We start from the raw sequence: 21,500 nt of genomic DNA on the forward strand, positions 1-21,500 counted from the left end.
TTTCTTTTATCCATTTTACTTGGCGATACTTTCGTATCAATTTCTGAAACTTCTTTTTATAGAATTTTCAGGGGTTGGAATATACTGTTCAGTTATCAAGGTTCTCTTTGTTGTTGTCTTTCAGTTCTCAGCGACAACTTCTTTATTCTATCACATCGTCAATCGCTTGTCAACAACTTTTTCATTTTATTTTTCCAGGCTTTTCGATCATCTCTGTCGAACCCGCCGTGGAGCTTTAATATATCATATAAAAAAGCCCTTTGTCAAGGACTTTTTTAAACTTTGTAATTTTATTTTTCTTTTTATGTTATACACTGTCTTTCCCGCTAGATTGTCCTGCTGATCACGCCCATCAGCAGCTTTACCAGCAAATTTTTATGATACAGCGCGCTCATCACCGCATTCCGGTCAATCTGCTCCAGTACCCCGGTTCCAAAACCGGTTCCGGAAAAGGGCACCAGCAAAAGCAGCAATACCTCAATAATCAAAAGTCCCTTTATGATGCCGAGAAGCGCCCCGGCAAAATGATTGATCCCGTGGATCACCGGAAGCCGGTCTACAAAATCAAATACGATCATCAACACATGCAGTGCAAAAAAGACTAACAGAAACGTCAGTACATACCCAATAATATTCAGGCACATATTGCTGACAAAACCGCTGACATAATCCGTAAATCCATCAACCCCAAGTCTCTGGTAGATCGCAGCATTATTATTTTCCTCCAGCGACTCCTGAAGGCTCTGCGGAACCGGAAGTTTTTCTATGATCCTGCTCTGATCTGCTTTCGATAGATGATCATCCACCTGTGCCTTGAACTCATCGAATCCTACGCCTGTCGGAAGCTCTGTCCCCGCCGGAATTGTTGTGCCCGCCGGAAGATATGTTCCATCTGGCAAGCGAATATCCTGCGGCAGTGTTACGTCCTGAGACAGTATGATCGTGTTATCCTCGTTTATTTCCAGATCCATTTCTCCGGCAAGAACCGTATCTGCTTTTTCCCGGATCCAATTGTCCAAACCGGTATGATCTCTCAAAAAACCAGTAACCAGAGGATTGACCGCACTCACAATCACACCCGCCAGCAAAAATGCCGCCAGTGACAAGCATCCTTTCAAAAGCCCTCTGGCCCCTCCCATGATAATGCTCATCAGAAGAATCAGAAGGGCTACAATAAAAATCAAATTAAATTCCATGCTCTTCCTTTACCTGTTCTGCAATACTCTTGTTTCTATTATGTAGGCAACACCATCTTCATCATTTGTCTTTGTCACCAGATCCGCCGCCTGTTTCACAATTTCCGAAGCATTCCCCATAGCGACGCCAGCTCCAGCCGCCTTCAACATGGAAATATCGTTTTCTCCATCACCAAACGCCATGGTCTGCATCCGCATAAGTCCCAGTTCCTTCGCCAGCGACAGAAGCCCGTTCCCCTTTGTTGCCTCTCTATGGTTCAGTTCCAGATTATTTCCAAGTGACGAGGTGATTGCCAGATAGCCAAACTGTTCCAGCTCCTCCCGCAGTTTCTGACGCTCCGCCTGCATGGTTATCGGAAAGAAAACATTGAATTTTTCAATACAGTGCTTTCCGTCTGTCACCATCTCCGCCAAATTCTCCGTTGGTGTTCTGGTCGAACGAATCAGCCGTTGTCTCGGCTCATCCGGCATAAACTCATTGATCCGCTCATAAAAATCCGGAGACAGCCTGCAAACGCCATCCACACTGGCATCAAGCATGGCGCCCCGGTTCTGAATAAAATTCCACAGTTCCCTGGCCTGTTCCGGGGAGAACGCTTTTCGTGACACAATCCGTTCTTCGTCCATGTCCCATACGGCCGCCCCATTGACAGTGATCGCATAGCGGACAAAGGGCAAGCCCCGCACTTCCGGTGCGAGGCCTGTTACACTTCTCCCTGTGGCAGGTACAATATGGATTCCCTGCTCGGCCGCGCGGGCAAGCACTTTCTTTGTATGCTCAGTGAGCCGTTTATCTGTCGTCAAAAGTGTTCCGTCCAGGTCAAGCGCAATCAGTCTAATATCCATAATTACCCTCTTATGATGTTTTATCGATCTTAAATATTCTTAAAAAACTGTTCCTTCAGAATCAAATAGCCGTTCTTATCATACTTAGAGCCAAACAGCCCCTTAATGCCCCGGTGTTCCGCCCGGTCAATCACATCATCAATGAGATTTTTCGCCTCTTCCTCCGACAGCTTCACTCCATCGCCGCGCAGACGCTCTGCCGCCGCATAAAGTGCCAGTCCTGCTGTCTCATCGATGACGCATTCCTCCTGCTTTGCATATTCCTTTGCGCTCTCCACGAAATCGTCCAGAGACATCTGGCTGTCATCCTCCAGATAAACACAGAGCATATCTAACTCCGGATGATCACCAAGCAGCATATCCATACGCTCTGCCTCATCCACCAGGAGCACCACCCTCGTTTCACCAGGATTCTTAATTTCAGAAACAAGCCCGCTTACGCTGCGTCCGTCCATATCCGCCGCACGGTCAATAATCAGATCGCGGCCGCCAAGCTTTGCAAATACAGCCCCCAGGCTTCGTCCGTTCAGCTTTCCTCCGGAAATTTTTGCCGCCTGCCCGGCTCTTGTTCCAAGAACCTCATGGGTCTTTTTCAGCTTTTCCAGTGCATTTTTCATCCGCTCCGGTCCATCCGGTTCATCAATCACCACGCAGGTCAGCTGGTTCACATTAAGATTAACCTCTTCCTCAAATTCCATATTTGAAGTTTCTTCATAAACCGGTTCTACCGCTTTCTTTTCCTGCTCTTCCTGAACCATCTGTTTTGCTACTGATTTCGGAATCGGCATTTTTACCACCGAAGATTTTTTCGGCATTTCTTCCTGCACCGGTTTCTCCTGTGCTTCAGGCGCAGGCTCCTCCGAATCAGATTCCGTCTCTGCATCTAACGTTTCTTCCGGTTCTTCTCCTGATGTATCCGGTTCCGGTTCGGAAACCGTCTCTTCTTCCGCGGCATCTGCTTCCGGTTCAGAAGCCTGCGATTCTTCTGCGGCATCTGCTTCCGGTTCGGAAACCACCTCTTCTTCCGCGGCACCTGCTTCCGGTTCAGAAACCGGCTCTTTTTTCCGTTCGTCCTCGCCCTTTTCTGTCGCCGCAACTGATGCCGCCAGCGCTGCAGATACTTCGTTCATAAAGTCTGCCGTCTGTCCCAGTTTTTCTTCTGCACTGGGCTCCGCTTCTTTTTCTTCCTTTACAATCTCCCTGGTCTGATCCATGAGATCCGGTCCTTCTGCCTCAGACGCCCCGGCCTCAACAGCCTCACGAACCGCCTGTGCAAGATCATTTTCCATATCATGGAACTGTGCTTCCGGAATCATGGCTTCTTCGTTTTCTTCCTCTTCCGCCATTTCTTCCATTAAGATTTCTTCGGTAGGTTCTGCCGCTGCAGCCGCTTCCGCCGTACCTTCTGCTTTCAGAGTCGGATCTTCCGCAGACCCCCGTGCTTCCAGCGTTTCCTGGGAATATTTCTCTGCAAATTCCCGTTCAACCACTTTAATCCGCTCCTCAAACTTCTTCTTATTGACCAGCTTCTCCTGCTGTACCGGAGTAAGCGGCTCATACTGCATTTTCAAATTCAGTGCCTTATCCACATACGGACCGACACTGAACCAGAGAATGATTTCATTGCAGAGCTGGACGCACTCCTTTACACGGCCAGCTTTATGATACAGATAAGCCAGTTCGTATGCCCATTTTTCTTCAAATTCATTTTTCCGGTAAAGCTCCAAAATCGTAATCAGCTTTTCCAGAGGCTCCCCTCTGGCCGCCTCGATCTGATACGCCAGAATCAGTTTGCTGATATCATTGGGAGCAATCTCCTGAAACTCCTCAAAAAAGTCCTCCGCCTCATCCAGATTTCCAGCCTTGACACAAAGCTCGCAAAGCTTATAAAGCATACGCCGGCCAACCGGTACCCGATCATACGCCAAAAGCAGAACGTTCTTAGCTTCTGTATAATTTTTTACGCGCTCATAGATCTGGGAAACCAGGGTCAGCATTTTAATATTCTTTACCTTGCTCCAGTCGATGGTGTCCGCAATTTTTGCGGCCGTGGCGTAATCTTTCTTCTCTGCATGTTTTTTAATTTTGTCTTCTTTAATACTTAATTCATATTTATCCACAGGATCACCTCAAACATTATAACAGTTCGCAGTTACGCATACTAAGTGTAACACACTACCTATTCCTTGTCAAAAACAAAAAGACCGGCCAACCCATCGGGGTTTATGCAGATCCAACCATTTACCCACTAAAAAAGGATACTGACCGAGTATCCTTTTTTATTTTAAATTTTTATTATTCACTTGTAATATTCTTTTCTCTTAATCGAAGGCTTTTCCTATGATGGTATTACGATCCTGCTCCGCCTGATTCATGGTTTCGGTACCTTGATTTGGTATTACCTGTTTACATGAACTCGGTTGAACCGGAAACTCTATCTTTTCTCAGAAATGTTATCATATCTGATCCGAACATTCTCTTCGATTCTGTGATCTGTATTTTCACGATTCGGATTCTTACAATTATTATATGCACATTTCGTTCTATTTATCTTTTCTATTATGAAGGCGGTTCCAGCAGGATCGTTTTTCCGATTTCCGAGAACCTAACAGAGTTTCCAGCTCCTTTACTTCGCTGTCCAGTGGAATCTCCTCCTTTCCCTTCCAATGGCGTTCCCTATTTCCGAATTGACGATCTTACACGAATCTTCGTATAATACATCTCTCTTGTTTGGAAGAAGCTTTTCGTCTTATCAGCCGGTTCTGTTCAGTAATGAGTGATCATTTATCAGGTCACTACTGCCGCCTTGCTTCAATAAACGCTTTTACCATGTTCCGACTATTTCATCGAAATCTGTTTTCCGAAACCCTTTCTCGTCAGATTTCTTAACTGCTTCTTTGTTAAGGAACTTTGTTTTTTGTTGGTTTTATATTAGCATAACCTTCTCCTTTTGTCAACCATATTTTTAGATTTCTTTTGTTTAACTTTTATTTTAATTGACATAATCGTTATATTTGTTTGAATTATCAGTTCTTTTTGAACTATTGCAGAGGTTTTACCGATTTGATATAATAGGCAAAAACAACAGAAGGGTTCGATATTCATGAAACAAAAGGCATTCCGGGCGGCGTTTCCGCTTACGTTTCCGGTCTTTATAGGATACATTTTCCTGGGAATTGCTTTCGGAATTCTCTCCGGCAGTTCCGGCTTCCATGTGGGCTGGGCATTTCTTATGAGCCTGCTCATTTACGCCGGCTCCATGCAGTTTGTTACAGTTTCTCTGCTTCTGGCACCGTACCACTTTCTTTCTACCGTTCTGTTGACCTTGATGGTCAATGCAAGACATCTGTTCTACGGTCTGTCCATGCTGAACCGTTACAAGGACTGCGGGAAGCTGAAACCGTACCTGATCTTTTCTTTGACCGATGAGACTTATTCTCTGGTCTGCTCCACCGAACCGCCGAAGGACGTCAGCCGGAAATGGTTCTTTTTCTTCATTTCTGCTCTGAATCATTTTTACTGGGTGCTCGGCAGTGTCATCGGTGCCCTGGTCGGAAATTTCCTGCCAATCAATACCACCGGCATTGATTTTTCCATGACTGCACTGTTTCTGGTGATCTTTGTGGATCAGTGGGAATCTACCAAAAACCATATTCCGGCGCTTCTCGGCCTCAGCCTGACCGTATTGTGCCGCCTCATCTTCGGATTAAACTGGTTCATCCTGCTGGCCATGCTGAGCCTTTTGCTTTCCCTGAGTCTCGGCTATAAAAAGGAGGTGAAAGCATGAGCGCCCCTCTGCTTACGATCCTCACGATAGCTGGTGTCACAGTCCTGATCCGGTTTCTTCCGTTTCTGATTTTCCGGTCCGACCGGCCAACTCCGCCTTACATCAGTTACCTCGGCCGCGTTCTTCCTTATGCCATGATCGGCATGCTGGTGGTTTACTGCTTTAAAAGCACTTCGTTTCTTACCTGGCCCTACGGGCTTCCGGAGCTGATCTCCGGTGCCTTTGTGGTTCTCGCCCATAAGTGGAAGCACAACCTGCTGCTCAGTATCGGCGGCGGAACAATCTTATATATGGTTCTGATCCAGACAGTATTCAAATAATCCAAAAAGCAGCCCGCAGGCTGCTTTTTACAGTTCTGTCCGGCCCTCAAAGGCACGAACCAGTGTTACCTCATCAATATATTCCAGATCACCGCCAACGGGAACGCCACTGGCAATTCTTGTCACCTTGATTCCGGTGGGCTTGATCAGCTTACTGATATACATGGCTGTCGTCTCTCCCTCCAGACTGGAATTGGTCGCAATGATCACTTCCTTCACATCGCCCTGTAGCCGCACCATCAGTTCTTTTAAGCGAATATCGGAAGGACCGATCCCCAGCGCCGGGGAAATCGCACCATGAAGCACATGATACACACCTTCATAATGCCCGGTTTTTTCATAAGCAGCCAGATCTCTTGTGGTCTCCACCACCATGATCGTACTGTGATCCCGCTTGTCGCTGGCGCAGATCGGACAAAGCTCACTGTCCGTCAGGGTAAAGCATTCCTTGCAGTAACGAACTCCCTGTTTTGCATTGAGGATTGCATCCGTCAAATGCTTCACCTTATCCTCCGGCATATTGACCACATGAAACGCCAGCCGCTGTGCCGATTTCGCGCCGATCCCGGGAAGTCTGGACAGTTCCTCGATCAACGCCGTAATTTTACTGCTGTAATAGTCCATTAGAACGGGAATCCTCCGCCGAGTCCACCTGCCAGGCTGCTCATATTCGATGCAGAAGCCTCTTCCATCTGACGGAGCGCTTCGTTGGTCGCTGCCATGATAAGATCCTGGAGCATTTCGATATCATCAGGATCTACGACCTCTTCTGCCAGCTTCACCGATACAACCTCTTTCTTGCCGGAAACAGTCACTTCTACGGCACCGCCGCCCGCCGCTGCTTTAAATTCCTTTGTCTCAAACTCCTTCTGAGCCTCCTCCATCTGACGCTGCATGCGCTGTGCCTGCTTCATCAGATTATTCATATTACCGGGCATTCCTCCCGGAAAACCACCACGCTTTGCCATGGATAATTTCCTCCTTATCATATATTATACTCGCCGCGCTGACACATTCTCCAGCGCGCCGGACTGTGATTTCTATTTTACTAACTCTCGGTCACAATGTCCATATGAATTTTGTCTTTGAGTTCTTCTTCGCTGATATAACGGACGGGCTGGTTTGTGTCATCCCCGGCGAAGCGGGCATGAAATTTGATTTCTTTCTGATAGTTGACACGCACATAATCTTCCAGTTTTTTAAGTACCTGCTCACGACCACCGATCATATAGCCAGCCTCATCATGGAATATCAGATTCATTGTGCCCTCCCCCACCGGTTCCAATGCTGCCTTAGAAAGTGCCGGTCGAGCAGCGCCGCCAAGATCCTTTAAGATCTTCCCCCACTGTTCCCGGATCATCTGAAGATCTTCATACTGCGCTTTGGAGAGCGTGACAATTTTCGGTTCCTTCGCTGCCTCCGTTTTCTGCGCGGATGAAGCATCTGCCGCTTCCGCCGATGATGGAGCACCGCCTGCCGGAGCCGCAAATTCTCCACGATCCAGCCGCCGTTCCAGTTCTTTTACCCGCTGAAGAAGCGAATCCAGGTTTTCTTCCATCTGGGGCTTTGTCAGCCGAATCACCGCCAGCTCCAGAAGCACCCGTTTCCCAGAAGCATAACGCATCTGGTTCGCCAATTCCGAAAAAATACGGATATAGCGCATTAACGTCTCACTGTCGATCAGACACGTTTCTTCTTTCAGGCGCCGCATATCCTCTATCGTCATGTCCAGAACCTCTTCGTCTCCATCGGTAGTTTCCAACAGGAGAAGGTTCCTCATATACCAGGTGAAATCCAGAACAAACTGGGAAAGCTCCCGTCCCTGGAGCACCAGTTCCTCAATCATGTGGATACTATCTGTAGTATTTCCGTCCGCCACAGCCCGCAGAAGCCGGCTGAATACCTCGTTATCCACAGCTCCCAGCACCTCAAGCACCCGTTCATAGGTCAGCTTCTGGTCATAATAAAAAGCCACGCACTGGTCAAACAGACTGATGGCATCACGCATAGAGCCGTCACCCTTTTTTGCCACATAGCGAAGAGCTTTTTCCTCGGTGTCGATTCCCTCCGCCGCCGCCATTTCTGCCAGCCGTGCTGTAATGGTGCCTCCGTCGATTCTTCGGAAGTCATACCGCTGGCAGCGGGAAAGTACGGTCACCGGAATTTTATGAACCTCCGTAGTCGCCAGAATGAAGATGACATAAGCCGGAGGCTCCTCCAGCGTTTTCAAAAGAGCATTGAATGCACCGGTCGAGAGCATATGAACCTCGTCGATGATGTAAACGCGGTATTTTCCATCGGCAGGCGAATACTGAACCTCGTCCCGGATCTCACGGATATTGTCCACACCATTATTGGAGGCTGCATCAATCTCCACCACATTGACCGAATTTCCCGCCGCGATTGCCTTGCATGCCGCACACTCCCCGCAGGGATTTCCGTCTACGGGATGCTCACAGTTCACCGCCTTGGCCAGAATCTTTGCAATGGTGGTTTTTCCGGTTCCTCTCGTTCCGCAAAACAGATACGCATGACCGATCCTGCCCGTCCGGATCTGGTTTTTCAGCGTTGTGACGATATGATCCTGTCCCTTTACGTCCTCAAAGGTCGCCGGTCTCCATTTTCGATACAGTGCAGTATATGCCATTCTTCCATCTTCCTTTCCAGTCTGTCCGAAACGCGGGAATGGCGGAGCCTTTTGTTTCACAGGAACCACATCCCATTACGCAAAAAGAATGTGCCCAGGCACATTTCCGCTCCGCCGTAATTGATTCCGGGGCAGTTTTCCGGATTATTCCGTCCGCCGCCCCGGCATTCTTTTATTTATTCAATCGATTCATCACCGAAGCTGATGCCTAACAGTCTTGCCTCTTCGATGATCGAAGCATTGGGATCTACGGTCTTCAGCTTTCCGGCAACCTCCTCCAGAGGCGTCTTGGAAATCTCGCGGCTCTTCACCGCCACCATGTAACCGTATTCTTTCTTGCTGATCATCTTTGCAGCCTCCGCTCCCAGACGGGAGGAGAGCACACGGTCATATGCACAGGGACTTCCGCCTCGCTGCATGTGGCCGGGAACCGTCACACGAACTTCAAGGCCACAGGCCGCTTCGATCTGTGCACCGATCTCATAGGCAACCGACGGGAATACTCTGCCATCCTTGGCTGCTTTTTCGCGTTTTTTCTTTAATTCCTTTTTCGTCAGCTGAGCGTCCTCTTTTGAGATTGCACCTTCCGCCACTGCAATGATGGAAAACGCTTTTCCCGCCTTTTCCCGCTTTTTCAGCGCACCAATAATCGAATTGATGTCATAGGGGATCTCCGGAATCAGAATAATATCTGCTCCGCCGGCCATGCCTGCGTTCAGTGTCAGCCAGCCCGCTCCGTGTCCCATGATCTCCACCATGAACACCCGGCTGTGAGAAGCTGCCGTTGTGTGGATGCAGTCGATGGCATTTGTGGCAATATTCACCGCGCTCTGGAAACCGAAGGTCATGTCCGTGCCCCAAAGATCGTTATCAATGGTCTTCGGAAGACCGATCACATTGAGTCCCTCTTCGCGAAGCAGATTTGCCGTCTTCTGACTGCCGTTTCCGCCCAGCACCACCAGACATTCAAGGCGAAGCTTCTTATACGTATGCTTCATGGCCTCAACCTTGTCCAGATCGTTCTCATCATGGACCCGCATGAGCTTGAACGGCTGTCTGGAGGTTCCAAGGATCGTACCGCCCTCTGTCAGAATTCCGGAAAAATCCTCCGGCTGCATGATCCGGTAATTCATATAGATCAGACCTTTATAGCCGTCCTCAAATCCAATGATCTCCACATCATCGTACATTTCATAGAGCGCTTTCGCCACCCCGCGCATGGTTGCATTCAGGCTCTGACAGTCACCGCCGCTGGTCAGCATTCCTACTCGCATCACATAAACCGCCTCCCTTTATCTTATTTTCTTATGATTTTCATGAAAGCTATGACCTTATTATATAATAAAAACAGGGGAGGGGGCAAGAGGAAAGCGTTCAATATGACAAATCCCTTTCTTCATGCTATAATAGAGCCAGTTTATAACTTACTGAAGGAGGCTCTTTATGATCAACACGTTTTGTAAAAAACCGCTCTGGGAAGTAAGCCGGACGCTGTCAGCAGTGGCAGGCGGGGCAGTTCCCGCAGAGTTGGTCATCACCAATGCACGATTGGTCAATGTATGTACCCATGAGATACAGGAAAATATTTCCGTTGCCGTTGCGGAAGGGCGAATTGCCATGGTTGGCGACTGCAGCCACTGCATCGGGCCGGACACCAGGGTGGTCGACGCCAAAGGACAGTACCTGGCTCCCGGTTTCCTGGACGGCCATATCCACGTGGAATCTTCGATGATGGGCGTCGGCGCATATGCCAAGGCAGTTATCCCTCACGGAACTGTCGGCATCTACATGGATCCCCACGAGATCTGCAACGTTTTAGGACTGGACGGCGTGAAATGTATGCTGGAGGACGCAAAGCGTACGCCTTTAAAGGCCATGCTGACAACCCCCTCCTGTGTTCCCGCGGTTCCCGGTTTTGAAGATACCGGTTCCTTCATCGGACCTGCCGAGGTCGCAGAGACCATGACCTGGAAGGAATGTGTCGGACTTGGTGAGATGATGAATTTCCCCGGCATTTTAAGCTCTTCGGAGCATGCTCACGGAATCACCGGCGAGACTCTGAAAGCCGGGAAGATCATCACCGGCCATTATTCCATGCCTGAGACCGGAAAAGGCCTGAATGCCTACATTGCCTCCGGTGTTCGCTGCTGCCACGAGTCCACAAGAGCTGAGGACGCTCTGGAAAAGATGCGGCTCGGCATGTATGCGATGCTGCGGGAAGGCTCTGCATGGCATGATTTAAAAGAAGTTGCAAAGAGCATTACGCGTCATGAGGTTGATACCCGGTTTGCAACGCTGATCTCCGATGATACCCATCCTCACACATTACAGGCTCAGGGACATCTGGATCATATCATGCGCCGTGCTCTGGAAGAGGGTATCGATGCCATCACTGCGATCCAGATGGTGACCATCAACTGTGCTCAGTGCTTCCAGATGGATCATGATTTCGGAAGCATTACTCCCGGAAAATGTGCTGACATGGTGCTCATCGGTGATCTCAACAAACTCAACGTGACCAAGGTATGGATCGACGGCGATCTTGTGGCAGAAAACGGCCAGATGACCATGGAATTTGCACCTTATTCCTATCCGGACTGGGCAACTCATTCCATGCATGTCGGTGAAACCATCACCGCCGATACCTTTAAGATCCCTGCGTCCGCCGATCAGGTGACTGTCCGTGCTATTGAAGTCATTCCGGCAAAGGTTGGCTCCATCGAACGCCATATAACACTCCAGGCAAAGAACGGATATCTGGAGTCCGATCCGTCCCAGGACGTTTTAAAGACTGTTGTGTTTGAACGTCATCATAAAACAGGAACGAAAGGCTTCGGCTTCGTAAAGGGCTTCGGCATCACCAATGGTGCCATGGCTTCCACGGTTGCCCATGATGCACATAACCTTCTTGTGATCGGTACCAACGATGCAGATATGGCTCTGGCTGCCAACACACTGATCCAGTGCGGCGGCGGTATGGTGGCCGTTCAGGACGGTAAGGTTCTCGGCGTTGTGCCGCTTCCCATCGCCGGCCTCATGAATGACAAGCCTCTGGAAGAGATGAGCCAGATGGTCGAGAATCTGGAACAGGCCTGGGCAAAGATCGGCTGCACCATGCCGTCTCCGTTCATGACCATGGCGCTGATCGCGCTGGCCTGCCTGCCGGAGCTTCGTCTGACAAACCGCGGCCTGGTAGACTGTACCACCTTCCAGTTTGTACCGTTAGAAGTAGAATAACAGCAATAAATTTCGTTCGATAACATGTTATTCGATAAGATTTCGTTCGATATACAGATGCCTTCTCGATAACTTATCTGATTTTGATCGTCGCCAAGCATACAAAAACCCCCGCAGGTTTCTTCTGCGGGGGAATCTATTTTTGCTGTTCAAACGATTTAGGGATTTTTTCAATTTTTCTTCCGGAATTTAAATCATTCTCTTTTTTAGATCTATATTTTATCTATATTTTAATCCGCACATCCTGCGTCGAAAAACGCACCACAAACGTTACCTCTACAGCCTGCTCGGCCCAGGCTGCCTCGCGGCACACAGACGATCCTGCTTAGTGCTGCTCCATTCCTGGCCTGACACGGTTCACAGGGGTCTGTTGCGCAAGACCCAGACTTCAACGCCGCTTATAAAGGGCAGCTTCACAGTTTGTAATCCTCGGCAGGATATCACCCCTGCTATAGCGGATTGCAGGTACAGGACACCGCTAACTCCCCGGCTGTGCGGAAATTTTATGACAAAGTCATACTTTATCAGTATACCCCGGCTATCGTCGTTTGTCAAACAGTTTTCTTACTGCTGTTTCTACTGTATGACAACAGTTTTCTTACTGCTGTTTCTGCTGTATGACAACAGTTTTCCTACTGCTGCTTCTGCTGTTTTTCCAGCTTCACCCTTACGCGAAGTTCCTTAAAAAAATCCTTCAGCAGATTGGAACAGGTCTCTTCCATGACTCCGCGTGTTACTTTAACCTGATGATTAAACTCCTTCATCTCCAGAAGATTTAAAATAGAGCCTCCGCACCCTGCTTTGGGGTTCATGCATCCGATCACCACCTCTGTGATCCGTGCCTGAACCAGTGCTCCGGCACACATCTGGCAGGGTTCCAGTGTCACATACATGGTACAGCCCTCCAGCCGCCAGTCTCCCAGCTTTTTGCTTGCACGCCTGATTGCCTGCAGCTCCGCGTGAGCAAGAGTATTCTTATCCGTCTTTCTCCGGTTATACCCCCGCGCAATAATCACTCCCTCATAGACAATCACACAGCCGATGGGAACTTCCCCAATAGCTGCCGCCTTTTTCGCCTGTCGGATTGCTTCCTTCATATAGTATTCCTGGTCATGCTCCGCCATCCCTGTTCTCCTGTATTATTTTCTGAAGATCCCATAGCCACGGCCCGACTGATTCTTCAGGATCGTTTCCATATCATCATAAGTCACATCAGTACTGATCCCCGGATTATTGACAATCACCTTACCATCCTCCGTAAGGCCTGCCAGTGTCACATAATGATACACACTGGCATATCGTCCTCCATTGTCTCCCGGTTTCATGGACATGACAATCTTTGCGCCGCTCTCCAATGCTTCACGGATCTGTTTCCCGGAAAGAGAATCTACTCCTGTTTCTGCCTGCAAACCATAATCTGCCGCCGCAGCCGCACACATTTTTCCACCGTAAGATCCCTGCTCCCGGTTTCGATATGCGTCATTATCATACCGTGCCGCCACCTCCGCCGGTGTGATCCGCTGATTTTTGAAATAAGAAAGCACCATGGCAATGGCCGTCGGACAACAGGCATCACCGGACAAGGTTCCATTTCCGAACGGCTGACTGCCCCACTCCGCTGCTCCCTGCTTATAAAACGGAACCGGAGATGAAAGCAGGCTCTCTTCCTGTCTGGTTTTCAGTGTCTGGTAGAATGTCTCCTCATCCATCGCCAGAAGTTCCTCACATTCCACCTGCTTTTCTTCTGTCCAGCCTGCCCAGTCCACAGGAATCGGCAGCGCACAGGCATCTGTCTGATACAGTTCCTCTCTGGATCGTACCGATTCATTAATAGTAATCTTGTCATGCCCGAACAGAGACGCCGCACCGTTATAGGAAATCACTTCCACAGCATCACCATCCATTCCAAGCTGTCCTGCCACAGAAGCAGCATAAATCAGAAAACCGGCAGCTGCCCCCTTTTGCCCATCAGAACCGGTGACCTGATAAGTAAAGGTTTCATTCCACAGATTATCTGCATACCACTGGCAGACAATTCGATTATAAAATGTATAACCGCGGAACACCGCTGTCATGGCGAGTATCTGACGCACCAGTACACGTTCTCCTTCTGAGGATACGAAATTCTGCTGTTCTCTCGGAATCCCGGCCTGTTCCAATTTTTCCGCCATAGATTCCCTGAAAGCTGCTTGCTTATCCTTAATGTACTGTTCCAGTGCTTCCAGATCAGTCGTATTTTGAACACCGAGAAGACTGCCGGTTCCTGCCAACGGATCAATTTCCTTCGGCCCCACCAGCACAGTGGCATACGGTGACAGGGAAATCCCCTCTTTGTCGGCTTCCGCGGCTGAATCTGTCTGCTCTGTCTGAGGAATCTTCTGCTCTGCCGAACATACTGTTTCATATCCCGGCTTCGATACTGATTTCCGGCTCTGGATTTTCTGACCAGTCTCCAGAATTTCCAGGTTCCTCATTTCTACTCCGGCGGCCTCTGCATTCCCAAAGGGAACTGCTCTGCACGCCAGAAGTACCGCCAGCACGCCTGCAGCCATCCTCATTTTTTTCATATTATCCGCCTCCGAAAAAGCCGCCGCAAAATCACTTTTACGGCGGCCTGATTTCTTTTCACTGATTCTGTTTTCCGTGTTTACTTCACGTTTTTATAAATCTGCTGCGCCTCAGTAACATTAGACGCCAGCCCCTGATTCAGAATATCGATCAGTTTATCCAGCCGATCCTGATCCATAAATTCCTTTCCGATATAAGGACCATACTCGTCTGTAAAAGCAATCGTTTTTGCCTGGACACTGTCACTGGTCTCCCGGTTCGCCGCCGTTACCTGCTTCAGCTGTGCCTCAAGACTCATCAGCTTTTCCCGATGATTCTCCCGAATCTCCGCTTCCAGTTCTTTTCTTGTCTGGTTTTCAAAAAAACTCAGCGCTTCCTGCTTCCTCGATGCGACAGCCTCCAGTTCCTGTTCAATTCCAGAAATTTCCCTGTCATATTTTCCGAGATTATACAGTTCCTCGTTCTTATCCCGCTCAATGGATTTTGTGATCACTTTGATCTTTCGTCGATTCGCCTCGATCATATCGCGATTCTTTCTCGCATCTTTCATAAGCTCCAGATGTTCCACCTTTGACCGGTTGTTAAGGGCAAGATAGGCCCCGCATAAGATCACGATGTCTGCAATGTAGATCACCACCAGGATCCAGAGTTTATGGATCGGAATCAGCCAGTAAATTCCACAGGGCAGGACAAAAAAGCCGATAAAAAACGTAAGCAGGAGAATCAGAATCTCCTTGAATCCCTTTGTAAAATACAGCGCATAATAAAACTTGGTATTACAGATCGACGGTACTCCGTTCTGGTGAAACTGTGTTGCTGTCTGAAGCTTTAACTGACGGTTTTCTTCCCGAAGCTGTGCTGTTTCACTGTCAATCCGGCTTCTCACGCCCTGGTTTTTCGCCTTTTCCCGGCGCATTCTCGCCTTTTTCAGCTTATCCTGCGTCTTCGTAATTTCCCGGTCGTAGCTTATGGTAATTTCATCTTTCCGCTTGCTGATGGTATCACTGATCTCCTCGGCAACATCTTTTTTTTCGGCTGCTACCGCTCTGGTCAATTTTTTCTCCTCAGTCTGCAAACGGCTGCTCTTTGCTTTTTCCGCCTCCAGCTCGGCAAGGGCCGCCTTTGCTTCCTGCAGAAAGCCTACATGATCCTGTATATCGCGTGCCATTGTCATCCTCCTGTATAAGTATCTGCTCTGCTTTCTAGTTTACCGCACTTTCGGATCCCAGGCAAGCATATTTCTGGCGAAAGCGGTCTCCCGGAACAACGATATAGCACTTCCGGTCATCTGCATTTCCGACTTCCGCTTCATTCCGCATCTTTTACAGTCTTCCCACTTTTCTTTCTATCCATTCCATGGTAAGATGAGAGCAATCTGTTTTTGAATCACTGTTTTTTATATACAGGAGGTCTGTCATGTTTCGTCTCTGGGGAAAAGAATTTCACAATAACCATCTGCTCAAGGATCTTGTCATCTGTAACGATGATCCTTCCCTAAACCGTACCCGGAAAATCTTTCAGGGGTTAGAGGAAATCTGTGTTGCATTTGACCTCAGTGTACCAATCTGGCTGGACTCCACCGTGGAAGATTTCCGCCGCCATTCCAAATGCCGTTTTACCCAGGACTGTTTTATTGAACAGATTGATTTTGATTTTCTGGAAATTCAGGTAATTGAAGAAGATTAGAATTTGAGAGAAATTAAGACCCGATCAATCAATTTGTAAAAATACGCAAGCCACACTTACCCTTCGATACTCAGCCCCCGCCGCGGGCGGAATTCTCCGCCCGTTTCGCTGGGGTTTTCCTGATACTGCACATCTATTTTATTTGTCCTGTTTCAGATCTTTGCCGTCCATTCCGGCTTTTCAGGAACCTTTACAGTCTCTTTAACAGTTCTTCACGCTGTGCCTCATAGCCAGGTTTTCCAAGAAGTGCAAACATATTCTTCTTATAGCTCTCCACTCCTGGCTGATTAAAAGGATTCACTCCCAGCACATAACCACTGACACCGCAGGCAAACTCATAGAAATAGAACAGCTCTCCCAGATAAAACTCGTTCTGCTTCGGTACAGACACCTTCATGTTGGGAACCAGGCCGTCGGTGTGTGCCAGAATTGTTCCATTCATGGCATTCTTATTAACAAAATCCATATCCTTTCCGGCAAGATAATTTAAACCGTCAAGATCCTCGGCCTCTTCTTCAATCAGGATCTTTGCGTCCGGTTCTTCAATGGAGATCACAGTTTCCATCAGGTTTCTGGATCCGTCCTGAATAAACTGTCCCATGGAATGGAGATCTGCAGTCAGATCCACTGCTGCCGGGAAAATCCCTCTCTGATCCTTGCCTTCGCTCTCGCCGTAAAGCTGTTTCCACCACTCGGAAACATAATGAAGACTGGGTTCATAGTTGGCAGTGATCTCAATGCACTTTCCTTTTCTCAAAAGGATATTCCGAACTGCTGCATACTGAAGCGCATCATTCTCCTCGAACACATTTTCCAGCGCACGTGCTCTTCCAGAAGCCGCACCGGCCATCAGCTCATCAATGTCCGCTCCGCTTACTGCGATGGGAAGCAGTCCCACAGCTGTCAGGACAGAAAAACGTCCGCCTACATCGTCCGGAACTACAAACGTCTCGTAACCCTCTTTGTCCGCCAGCGTCTTCAATGCACCTCTTGCCTTATCCGTGGTTGCGTAGATACGCTTCTTTGCCTCTTCTTCGCCATACTTGTCGATGAGGACTTTCTTTAAAATACGGAATGCAATGGCAGGCTCTGTTGTTGTTCCGGACTTTGAGATCACATTGATGGAAAAATCCTTTCCCTTTAACAGATGAATCAGATCATTCATATAAGTCGTGCTGATGTTATTTCCTACAAAATAGATCTCCGGAGTTTTTCGCTCTTCCTTTGTCATACAATTATAGAAATTATTTCTGAGGAACTCAATGGCCGCTCTTGCTCCAAGATAAGAACCTCCGATTCCGATCACCAGAAGCACCTCAGAATCTCCCTGGATCTTTGCCGCTGCTTTTTTAATCCGGGCGAACTCTTCCTTATCATAAGCCACGGGAAGATCGATCCAACCAAGAAAATCATTTCCGGCCCCGCTTCTGGATACCAGTACCTCTTTCGCGTCCAGAACCAGCTTTTTCATATTCTCGATCTCATGATCGGAAATAAAGGACATTGCCTTACTGTAATCAAATGTTACCTGCATAGTTTTTCTCCTTTTTGTATCCTCCGTTATCGGAATGGACGTTTTATTTTTTATTATACAAAATTCACAGACTTTCCGCAAGCAAAACGTTCCGTTTTTAGCTATTCATACAAATATTCCTGAATAATATCTTCGATCAGATGTTCCTCCTCCTCGGTCAGCTTTCTGGGCTTTCCATCTTTCCGCCCGGATGCGATCCGTTCCAGCCGTTTCCGGAACGCTGCCTCGTCCGGCTCCCGGCCTGCCGCTTCCTCCTGCGTTCGGAGTCTGTCCGTGCTGCATTCAATATCCGATGGCTCTGCTCCGACAGTCATCGCAGCCTCCGCACTGCTGCTTTCTGCTGTCCGTTCTGCTCCGCTTTCTTCTGCTCCCCGCATCTGTGCATTTTCACCTGTATACGATTCTGCAGTCATCTGCCGACCGGAACGCAGTCTTCCTGCCAGAATATTTTCATAATAATCCAGAATAAACAGCTCCAGCCTTTTTTCTTTTCCGGCGGTATCACAAGCCTGCTCCCACCAGAGCATGGCTCCGCCAAGCAGAATTCCGGAAATTACATACAGGCTTACCGTCCGGCTCTCCCCGCCGTACCAGTAGATCAAAAATGAGGATGCTGCCCCCAGCAGTCCCACAAGCGTTGCTGTCAGACGGTTCACTCTGCCAAAGCTGCCTAGCCGGATTCCCATGAATCGATACTGTTTCAAATTCTTTTCCACATAAATTGGAATATTTTCCACCTGTCCGCTGGAACGATAAAGATTCTCAAACTTCACTTTCCATTGCTTCAGATATTTGTCTTTCACCGTTCCCATACTGCCTGTCTGACGCAGAAGCTTCCGCAGCCTGGCTGTTTCCAGAGCCTTACTGAACACACCAAGGACACTGAGCACGATCATGGCATACCATACCGTTCCTGTCTTAAAAAAATTCAATACCATAATAATTCCCCTTTCTCATCCGGACTTTCCCGGTTTCTTTCTGCCCCGGCCTATCCGCGCGCAACCGCCGGAGATTGTCCCCATTGTATAACGGCTGCCTTATAGATGAGAAGAAAAATCGTTCGTATTCTTTCGACAGGATCTTCCCTGAACCGGCTCCGGTCAGGCTTTAAGTTCCTTCGCCATTGCCTTTACAAGGGCCACTGTATGAGCAATCGCTTTTGCCTCAAACTCCGGATAATCCATAGATGCACTGTCATCTGCCTTATCAGAAATCGCGCGGATCACCAGAAACGGAATTCCATTGAGATATGCTGCCTGACCAATGGCCGCTCCCTCCATCTCTGTACAGAAGCCCCCAAATGTCTGAACCAGCCATTCCTTCTTTTTCTTATCTGCAACAAACTGATCACCACTGAGAACCCGTCCCTCAAAACTCCGAATATCCGGATTTACCCGCGCACAGCATGCTTTCGCACAGTCGATCAGCTTCTTGTCTGCCTGGAATGCCAGTGTATCCATTCTTGGAATCTGCCCCTCCGGATAACCGAATGCTTTTGCGTCCATATCATGCTGAAGTGTGTCGGTAGACAGTACAATATCCCCGATGTTGATCTCAGACTGAAGCGAACCGGCAATTCCGGTATTGATCACTGCCTGTACCTGATACACATCTGCCAGGATCTGTGTGCAGATTCCTGCATTAACCTTTCCGATTCCGCTGCGTACCACCACAGCCTCCTGTCCTTCCAGAAGTCCCTTATAAAAATCCATGGATGCACGATGCTCCACAGTAACCTCTTTCATCACTGCTTTTAACTGATTAACCTCTTCCTCCATTGCACCTATAATTCCAATCATCGGTTCAACCTCCTTCAATAACGTTCTCTAACTTTCTATTATATCTGCCGCAGCGGACGCTGGCAATGAAAAAATAGATACAATTTCCGTGATTTATGTTATACTTGCGTAAAAGGAGGATCAACATTATGAATACTTATAAGACACGCGGCGTCTGTAGCCGTGAAATTCGATTTGATATTGACGGAAACACTATCAAAACCGTTCAGTTTGTCGGAGGCTGTTCCGGCAATACCCAGGGTGTTGCCAGGCTGATTGAAGGCATGGATATTGACGAAGCCATTCAGCGGATCGATGGCATCGACTGCGGCGGACGTGGAACCTCATGTCCGGATCAGCTTGCCAGAGCACTGAAGGAATATAAAGAAACCCATTAAGTTCCAGGAGTATATCCCATGAAAAAAATCGTTCTTACCGGCGGCGGTACCGCCGGACATGTTACCCCGAACCTGGCTCTGATCCCGGTTCTGAAAGAGCATGGTTATGAAATCCAATACCTCGGTTCTTATCACGGAATCGAAAAAGAGTTGATTGAAAAAGAAGGGATTCCCTATACCGGAATCTCTTCCGGAAAGCTTCGCCGTTATTTCAGCCTCAAGAACTTCTCTGATCCGTTCCGGATCTTAAAGGGGTATTCTCAGGCCTGTCGGTTTTTAAAGAAAGAAAAACCAGATGTGATCTTTTCCAAAGGCGGTTTTGTTTCTGTTCCGGTGGTTCTGGCAGCAAAACACCTGCATATCCCGGCAATCATCCATGAATCAGACATGACTCCCGGCCTTGCCAACAAGCTGTGCATTCCGTCTGCCCGAAAGGTCTGTTGTAATTTTCCCGAAACCATGAAGTATCTCCCTGCCGATAAGGCCGTTCTTACCGGATCTCCGATCCGTCGGGAGCTGTTAAACGGTTCTCCCCTTGCTGGCTATCAGTTTACCGGATTTTCTTCTGAGAAACCCGTACTTCTGATCATCGGCGGAAGTCTTGGCTCCGTAAAAGTCAACCAGGCTGTCCGTTCCATTCTTCCGGAACTTTTAAAGACCTGGCAGGTCGTTCATCTGTGTGGAAAGGGGAATCTGGATCTCAGCCTGGATTCTCTGGACGGCTATGTTCAATATGAATACATCAGCTCCGAATTAAAAGACCTGTTTGCCATGTCGGATCTGATGATCTCCCGTGCAGGAGCAAATTCCATCTGTGAGATCCTGGCGCTCAGAAAACCGAATATCCTGATCCCGCTCTCTGCTGCGGCCAGCCGCGGTGATCAGATCCTTAACGCAAACTCCTTTAAGAAACAGGGCTTCAGTGAGGTCATTCAGGAAGAAGAGCTTACCGATACTGCTCTCCTTTCCCTCATAAACCAGGTTTATTCCCACAGACAGGACTACATCCACGCCATGAACAAAAGCAAAACGGCAGATGCCATTGGCACCATTGTCCAGTTGATCGAGGAAGCAGGCGGCGCTTAAAGCGCCGCCTTGATTTCTTCTGCCAGAGACGCCAGTTCTTCCTGAGTCGGATTTCCGGGCTTCCAGTTTACCATATCCGGTCCGCCTTCATACCTGGGAATCACATGCATGTGAAAATGGAATACGGTCTGTCCTGCTGCCAGTCCGTTGTTCTGTACCAGGTTGAAGCCGTCACACTTTAAGCTCTTTTTCATAGCTGCACCAATCTTGGCCGCCAGCGCAAGTACCTTTGACGAGGTTGCCTCATCCAGTTCCAAAAGATCCGCAAAATGATTCTTCGGCAGGATCAGTGCATGGCCTTTGGACGCCGGCCCAAGATCCAGAATCACCCGGAACATTTCATCTTCATAAAGAGTCGCTGAAGGAATTTCCCCATTAGCGATCTTACAAAAAATACATGTACTGTCTTTCATGTTC

Annotated in this window: 20 protein-coding genes and 1 other RNA gene; 6 read left to right on the forward strand and 15 right to left on the reverse strand. The window is 48.4% G+C overall.

Annotated features, from left to right (window positions below; all coding sequences use genetic code 11):
• Positions 1-326: 326 nt before the first annotated feature.
• The 3 genes from ACTQ3K_RS10115 to ACTQ3K_RS10125 are packed head-to-tail and all read right to left on the reverse strand — an operon-like array spanning position 327 to position 4,162.
• Positions 327-1,196 (reverse strand): CvpA family protein, encoded by an 870-nt coding sequence (locus tag ACTQ3K_RS10115; protein ID WP_441567719.1) that lies wholly within the window; start codon positions 1,194-1,196, stop codon positions 327-329.
• A gap of 9 nt (positions 1,197-1,205) precedes the next feature.
• Positions 1,206-2,042 (reverse strand): Cof-type HAD-IIB family hydrolase, encoded by an 837-nt coding sequence (locus ACTQ3K_RS10120; RefSeq protein ID WP_441567717.1) that lies wholly within the window; start codon positions 2,040-2,042, stop codon positions 1,206-1,208.
• 29 nt (positions 2,043-2,071) lie between these two features.
• On the reverse strand, positions 2,072-4,162 hold the full coding sequence (locus ACTQ3K_RS10125) for a hypothetical protein (RefSeq protein WP_441567715.1): 2,091 nt from the start codon (positions 4,160-4,162) through the stop codon (positions 2,072-2,074).
• 983 nt (positions 4,163-5,145) lie between these two features.
• On the opposite strand from ACTQ3K_RS10125, the gene ACTQ3K_RS10130 reads away from it, so the two are divergent.
• Positions 5,146-5,829 (forward strand): AzlC family ABC transporter permease, encoded by a 684-nt coding sequence (locus ACTQ3K_RS10130; protein WP_441567713.1) that lies wholly within the window; start codon positions 5,146-5,148, stop codon positions 5,827-5,829.
• Complete coding sequence (locus tag ACTQ3K_RS10135) at positions 5,826-6,149, forward strand: branched-chain amino acid transporter permease (RefSeq protein ID WP_441567711.1); 324 nt, start codon at positions 5,826-5,828, stop codon at positions 6,147-6,149. The genes ACTQ3K_RS10130 and ACTQ3K_RS10135 overlap by 4 nt, the downstream gene beginning before the upstream one ends.
• 27 nt (positions 6,150-6,176) lie before the next feature.
• On the opposite strand, the gene recR is transcribed toward ACTQ3K_RS10135, so the two are convergent.
• The 4 genes from recR to ACTQ3K_RS10155 form a co-directional block, all read right to left on the reverse strand.
• Positions 6,177-6,773 carry a recombination mediator RecR gene (recR, locus tag ACTQ3K_RS10140; RefSeq protein WP_441567709.1) on the reverse strand — a complete coding sequence of 199 codons (597 nt, stop codon included), beginning with the start codon at positions 6,771-6,773 and terminating at the stop codon, positions 6,177-6,179.
• Positions 6,773-7,117 (reverse strand): YbaB/EbfC family nucleoid-associated protein, encoded by a 345-nt coding sequence (locus ACTQ3K_RS10145; protein WP_441567707.1) that lies wholly within the window; start codon positions 7,115-7,117, stop codon positions 6,773-6,775. The genes recR and ACTQ3K_RS10145 overlap by 1 nt, the downstream gene beginning before the upstream one ends.
• An 80-nt stretch (positions 7,118-7,197) precedes the next feature.
• Entirely contained in the window at positions 7,198-8,796 is a 1,599-nt protein-coding gene (gene dnaX / locus ACTQ3K_RS10150; RefSeq protein ID WP_441567705.1) for a DNA polymerase III subunit gamma/tau, read from the reverse strand.
• Between the two features lie 176 nt (positions 8,797-8,972).
• Complete coding sequence (locus ACTQ3K_RS10155) at positions 8,973-10,073, reverse strand: 6-phosphofructokinase (RefSeq protein WP_441567703.1); 1,101 nt, start codon at positions 10,071-10,073, stop codon at positions 8,973-8,975.
• A gap of 166 nt (positions 10,074-10,239) precedes the next feature.
• Here ACTQ3K_RS10155 and ade point away from each other — a divergent pair, with 166 nt between their 5' ends.
• Positions 10,240-12,033, forward strand: coding sequence for an adenine deaminase (gene ade, locus ACTQ3K_RS10160; RefSeq protein ID WP_441567701.1), 1,794 nt, complete (start codon positions 10,240-10,242; stop codon positions 12,031-12,033).
• 235 nt (positions 12,034-12,268) lie between these two features.
• Here the strand turns inward: ade and ffs are convergent.
• The 4 genes from ffs to ACTQ3K_RS10180 form a co-directional block, all read right to left on the reverse strand.
• Positions 12,269-12,531, reverse strand: an RNA gene (ffs, locus tag ACTQ3K_RS10165) — signal recognition particle sRNA large type.
• Between the two features lie 134 nt (positions 12,532-12,665).
• Positions 12,666-13,157: a tRNA adenosine(34) deaminase TadA gene (tadA, locus tag ACTQ3K_RS10170; RefSeq protein ID WP_441567699.1), complete on the reverse strand. Its 492-nt coding sequence runs from the start codon at positions 13,155-13,157 to the stop codon at positions 12,666-12,668.
• A gap of 15 nt (positions 13,158-13,172) precedes the next feature.
• Entirely contained in the window at positions 13,173-14,600 is a 1,428-nt protein-coding gene (locus tag ACTQ3K_RS10175) for a C39 family peptidase (RefSeq protein WP_441567698.1), read from the reverse strand.
• An 80-nt stretch (positions 14,601-14,680) separates the two neighbouring features.
• Positions 14,681-15,769, reverse strand: a complete 1,089-nt coding sequence (locus tag ACTQ3K_RS10180; RefSeq protein ID WP_441567696.1) for a hypothetical protein — start codon at positions 15,767-15,769, stop codon at positions 14,681-14,683.
• Positions 15,770-16,017: 248 nt separating this feature from the next.
• Between ACTQ3K_RS10180 and ACTQ3K_RS10185 the strand changes: the two genes are divergently transcribed.
• The gene (locus ACTQ3K_RS10185; protein WP_441567694.1) at positions 16,018-16,287 is read left to right on the forward strand and encodes a hypothetical protein; all 270 of its coding nucleotides are present in this window, start codon (positions 16,018-16,020) and stop codon (positions 16,285-16,287) included.
• A 190-nt stretch (positions 16,288-16,477) separates the two neighbouring features.
• Here the strand turns inward: ACTQ3K_RS10185 and ACTQ3K_RS10190 are convergent, their stop codons facing one another.
• The 3 genes from ACTQ3K_RS10190 to ACTQ3K_RS10200 form a co-directional block, all read right to left on the reverse strand.
• Positions 16,478-17,821 carry a glucose-6-phosphate isomerase gene (locus ACTQ3K_RS10190; RefSeq protein WP_441567692.1) on the reverse strand — a complete coding sequence of 448 codons (1,344 nt, stop codon included), beginning with the start codon at positions 17,819-17,821 and terminating at the stop codon, positions 16,478-16,480.
• 101 nt (positions 17,822-17,922) lie between these two features.
• Entirely contained in the window at positions 17,923-18,759 is an 837-nt protein-coding gene (locus tag ACTQ3K_RS10195) for a hypothetical protein (RefSeq protein ID WP_441567691.1), read from the reverse strand.
• A 162-nt stretch (positions 18,760-18,921) separates the two neighbouring features.
• Entirely contained in the window at positions 18,922-19,620 is a 699-nt protein-coding gene (locus ACTQ3K_RS10200; protein WP_441567689.1) for a 5'-methylthioadenosine/adenosylhomocysteine nucleosidase, read from the reverse strand.
• Positions 19,621-19,748: 128 nt separating this feature from the next.
• On the opposite strand from ACTQ3K_RS10200, the gene ACTQ3K_RS10205 reads away from it, so the two are divergent.
• Together ACTQ3K_RS10205 and ACTQ3K_RS10210 are read left to right on the forward strand one after the other, a co-directional pair.
• Entirely contained in the window at positions 19,749-19,997 is a 249-nt protein-coding gene (locus ACTQ3K_RS10205) for a TIGR03905 family TSCPD domain-containing protein (protein WP_441567687.1), read from the forward strand.
• Positions 19,998-20,015: 18 nt separating this feature from the next.
• A complete protein-coding gene (locus ACTQ3K_RS10210) occupies positions 20,016-21,083 on the forward strand; it encodes an undecaprenyldiphospho-muramoylpentapeptide beta-N-acetylglucosaminyltransferase (RefSeq protein WP_441567685.1) in 1,068 nt (355 codons plus the stop codon).
• On the opposite strand, the gene ACTQ3K_RS10215 is transcribed toward ACTQ3K_RS10210, so the two are convergent.
• On the reverse strand, positions 21,080-21,496 hold the full coding sequence (locus ACTQ3K_RS10215) for an HIT family protein (protein ID WP_441567683.1): 417 nt from the start codon (positions 21,494-21,496) through the stop codon (positions 21,080-21,082). The two genes, ACTQ3K_RS10210 and ACTQ3K_RS10215, sit on opposite strands and share 4 nt — an antisense overlap.
• Positions 21,497-21,500: the final 4 nt, after the last annotated feature.

Source organism: Candidatus Paralachnospira sp. LCP21S3_A2 (genome assembly GCF_052118925.1).
GTDB lineage: Bacteria > Bacillota > Clostridia > Lachnospirales > Lachnospiraceae > Lientehia.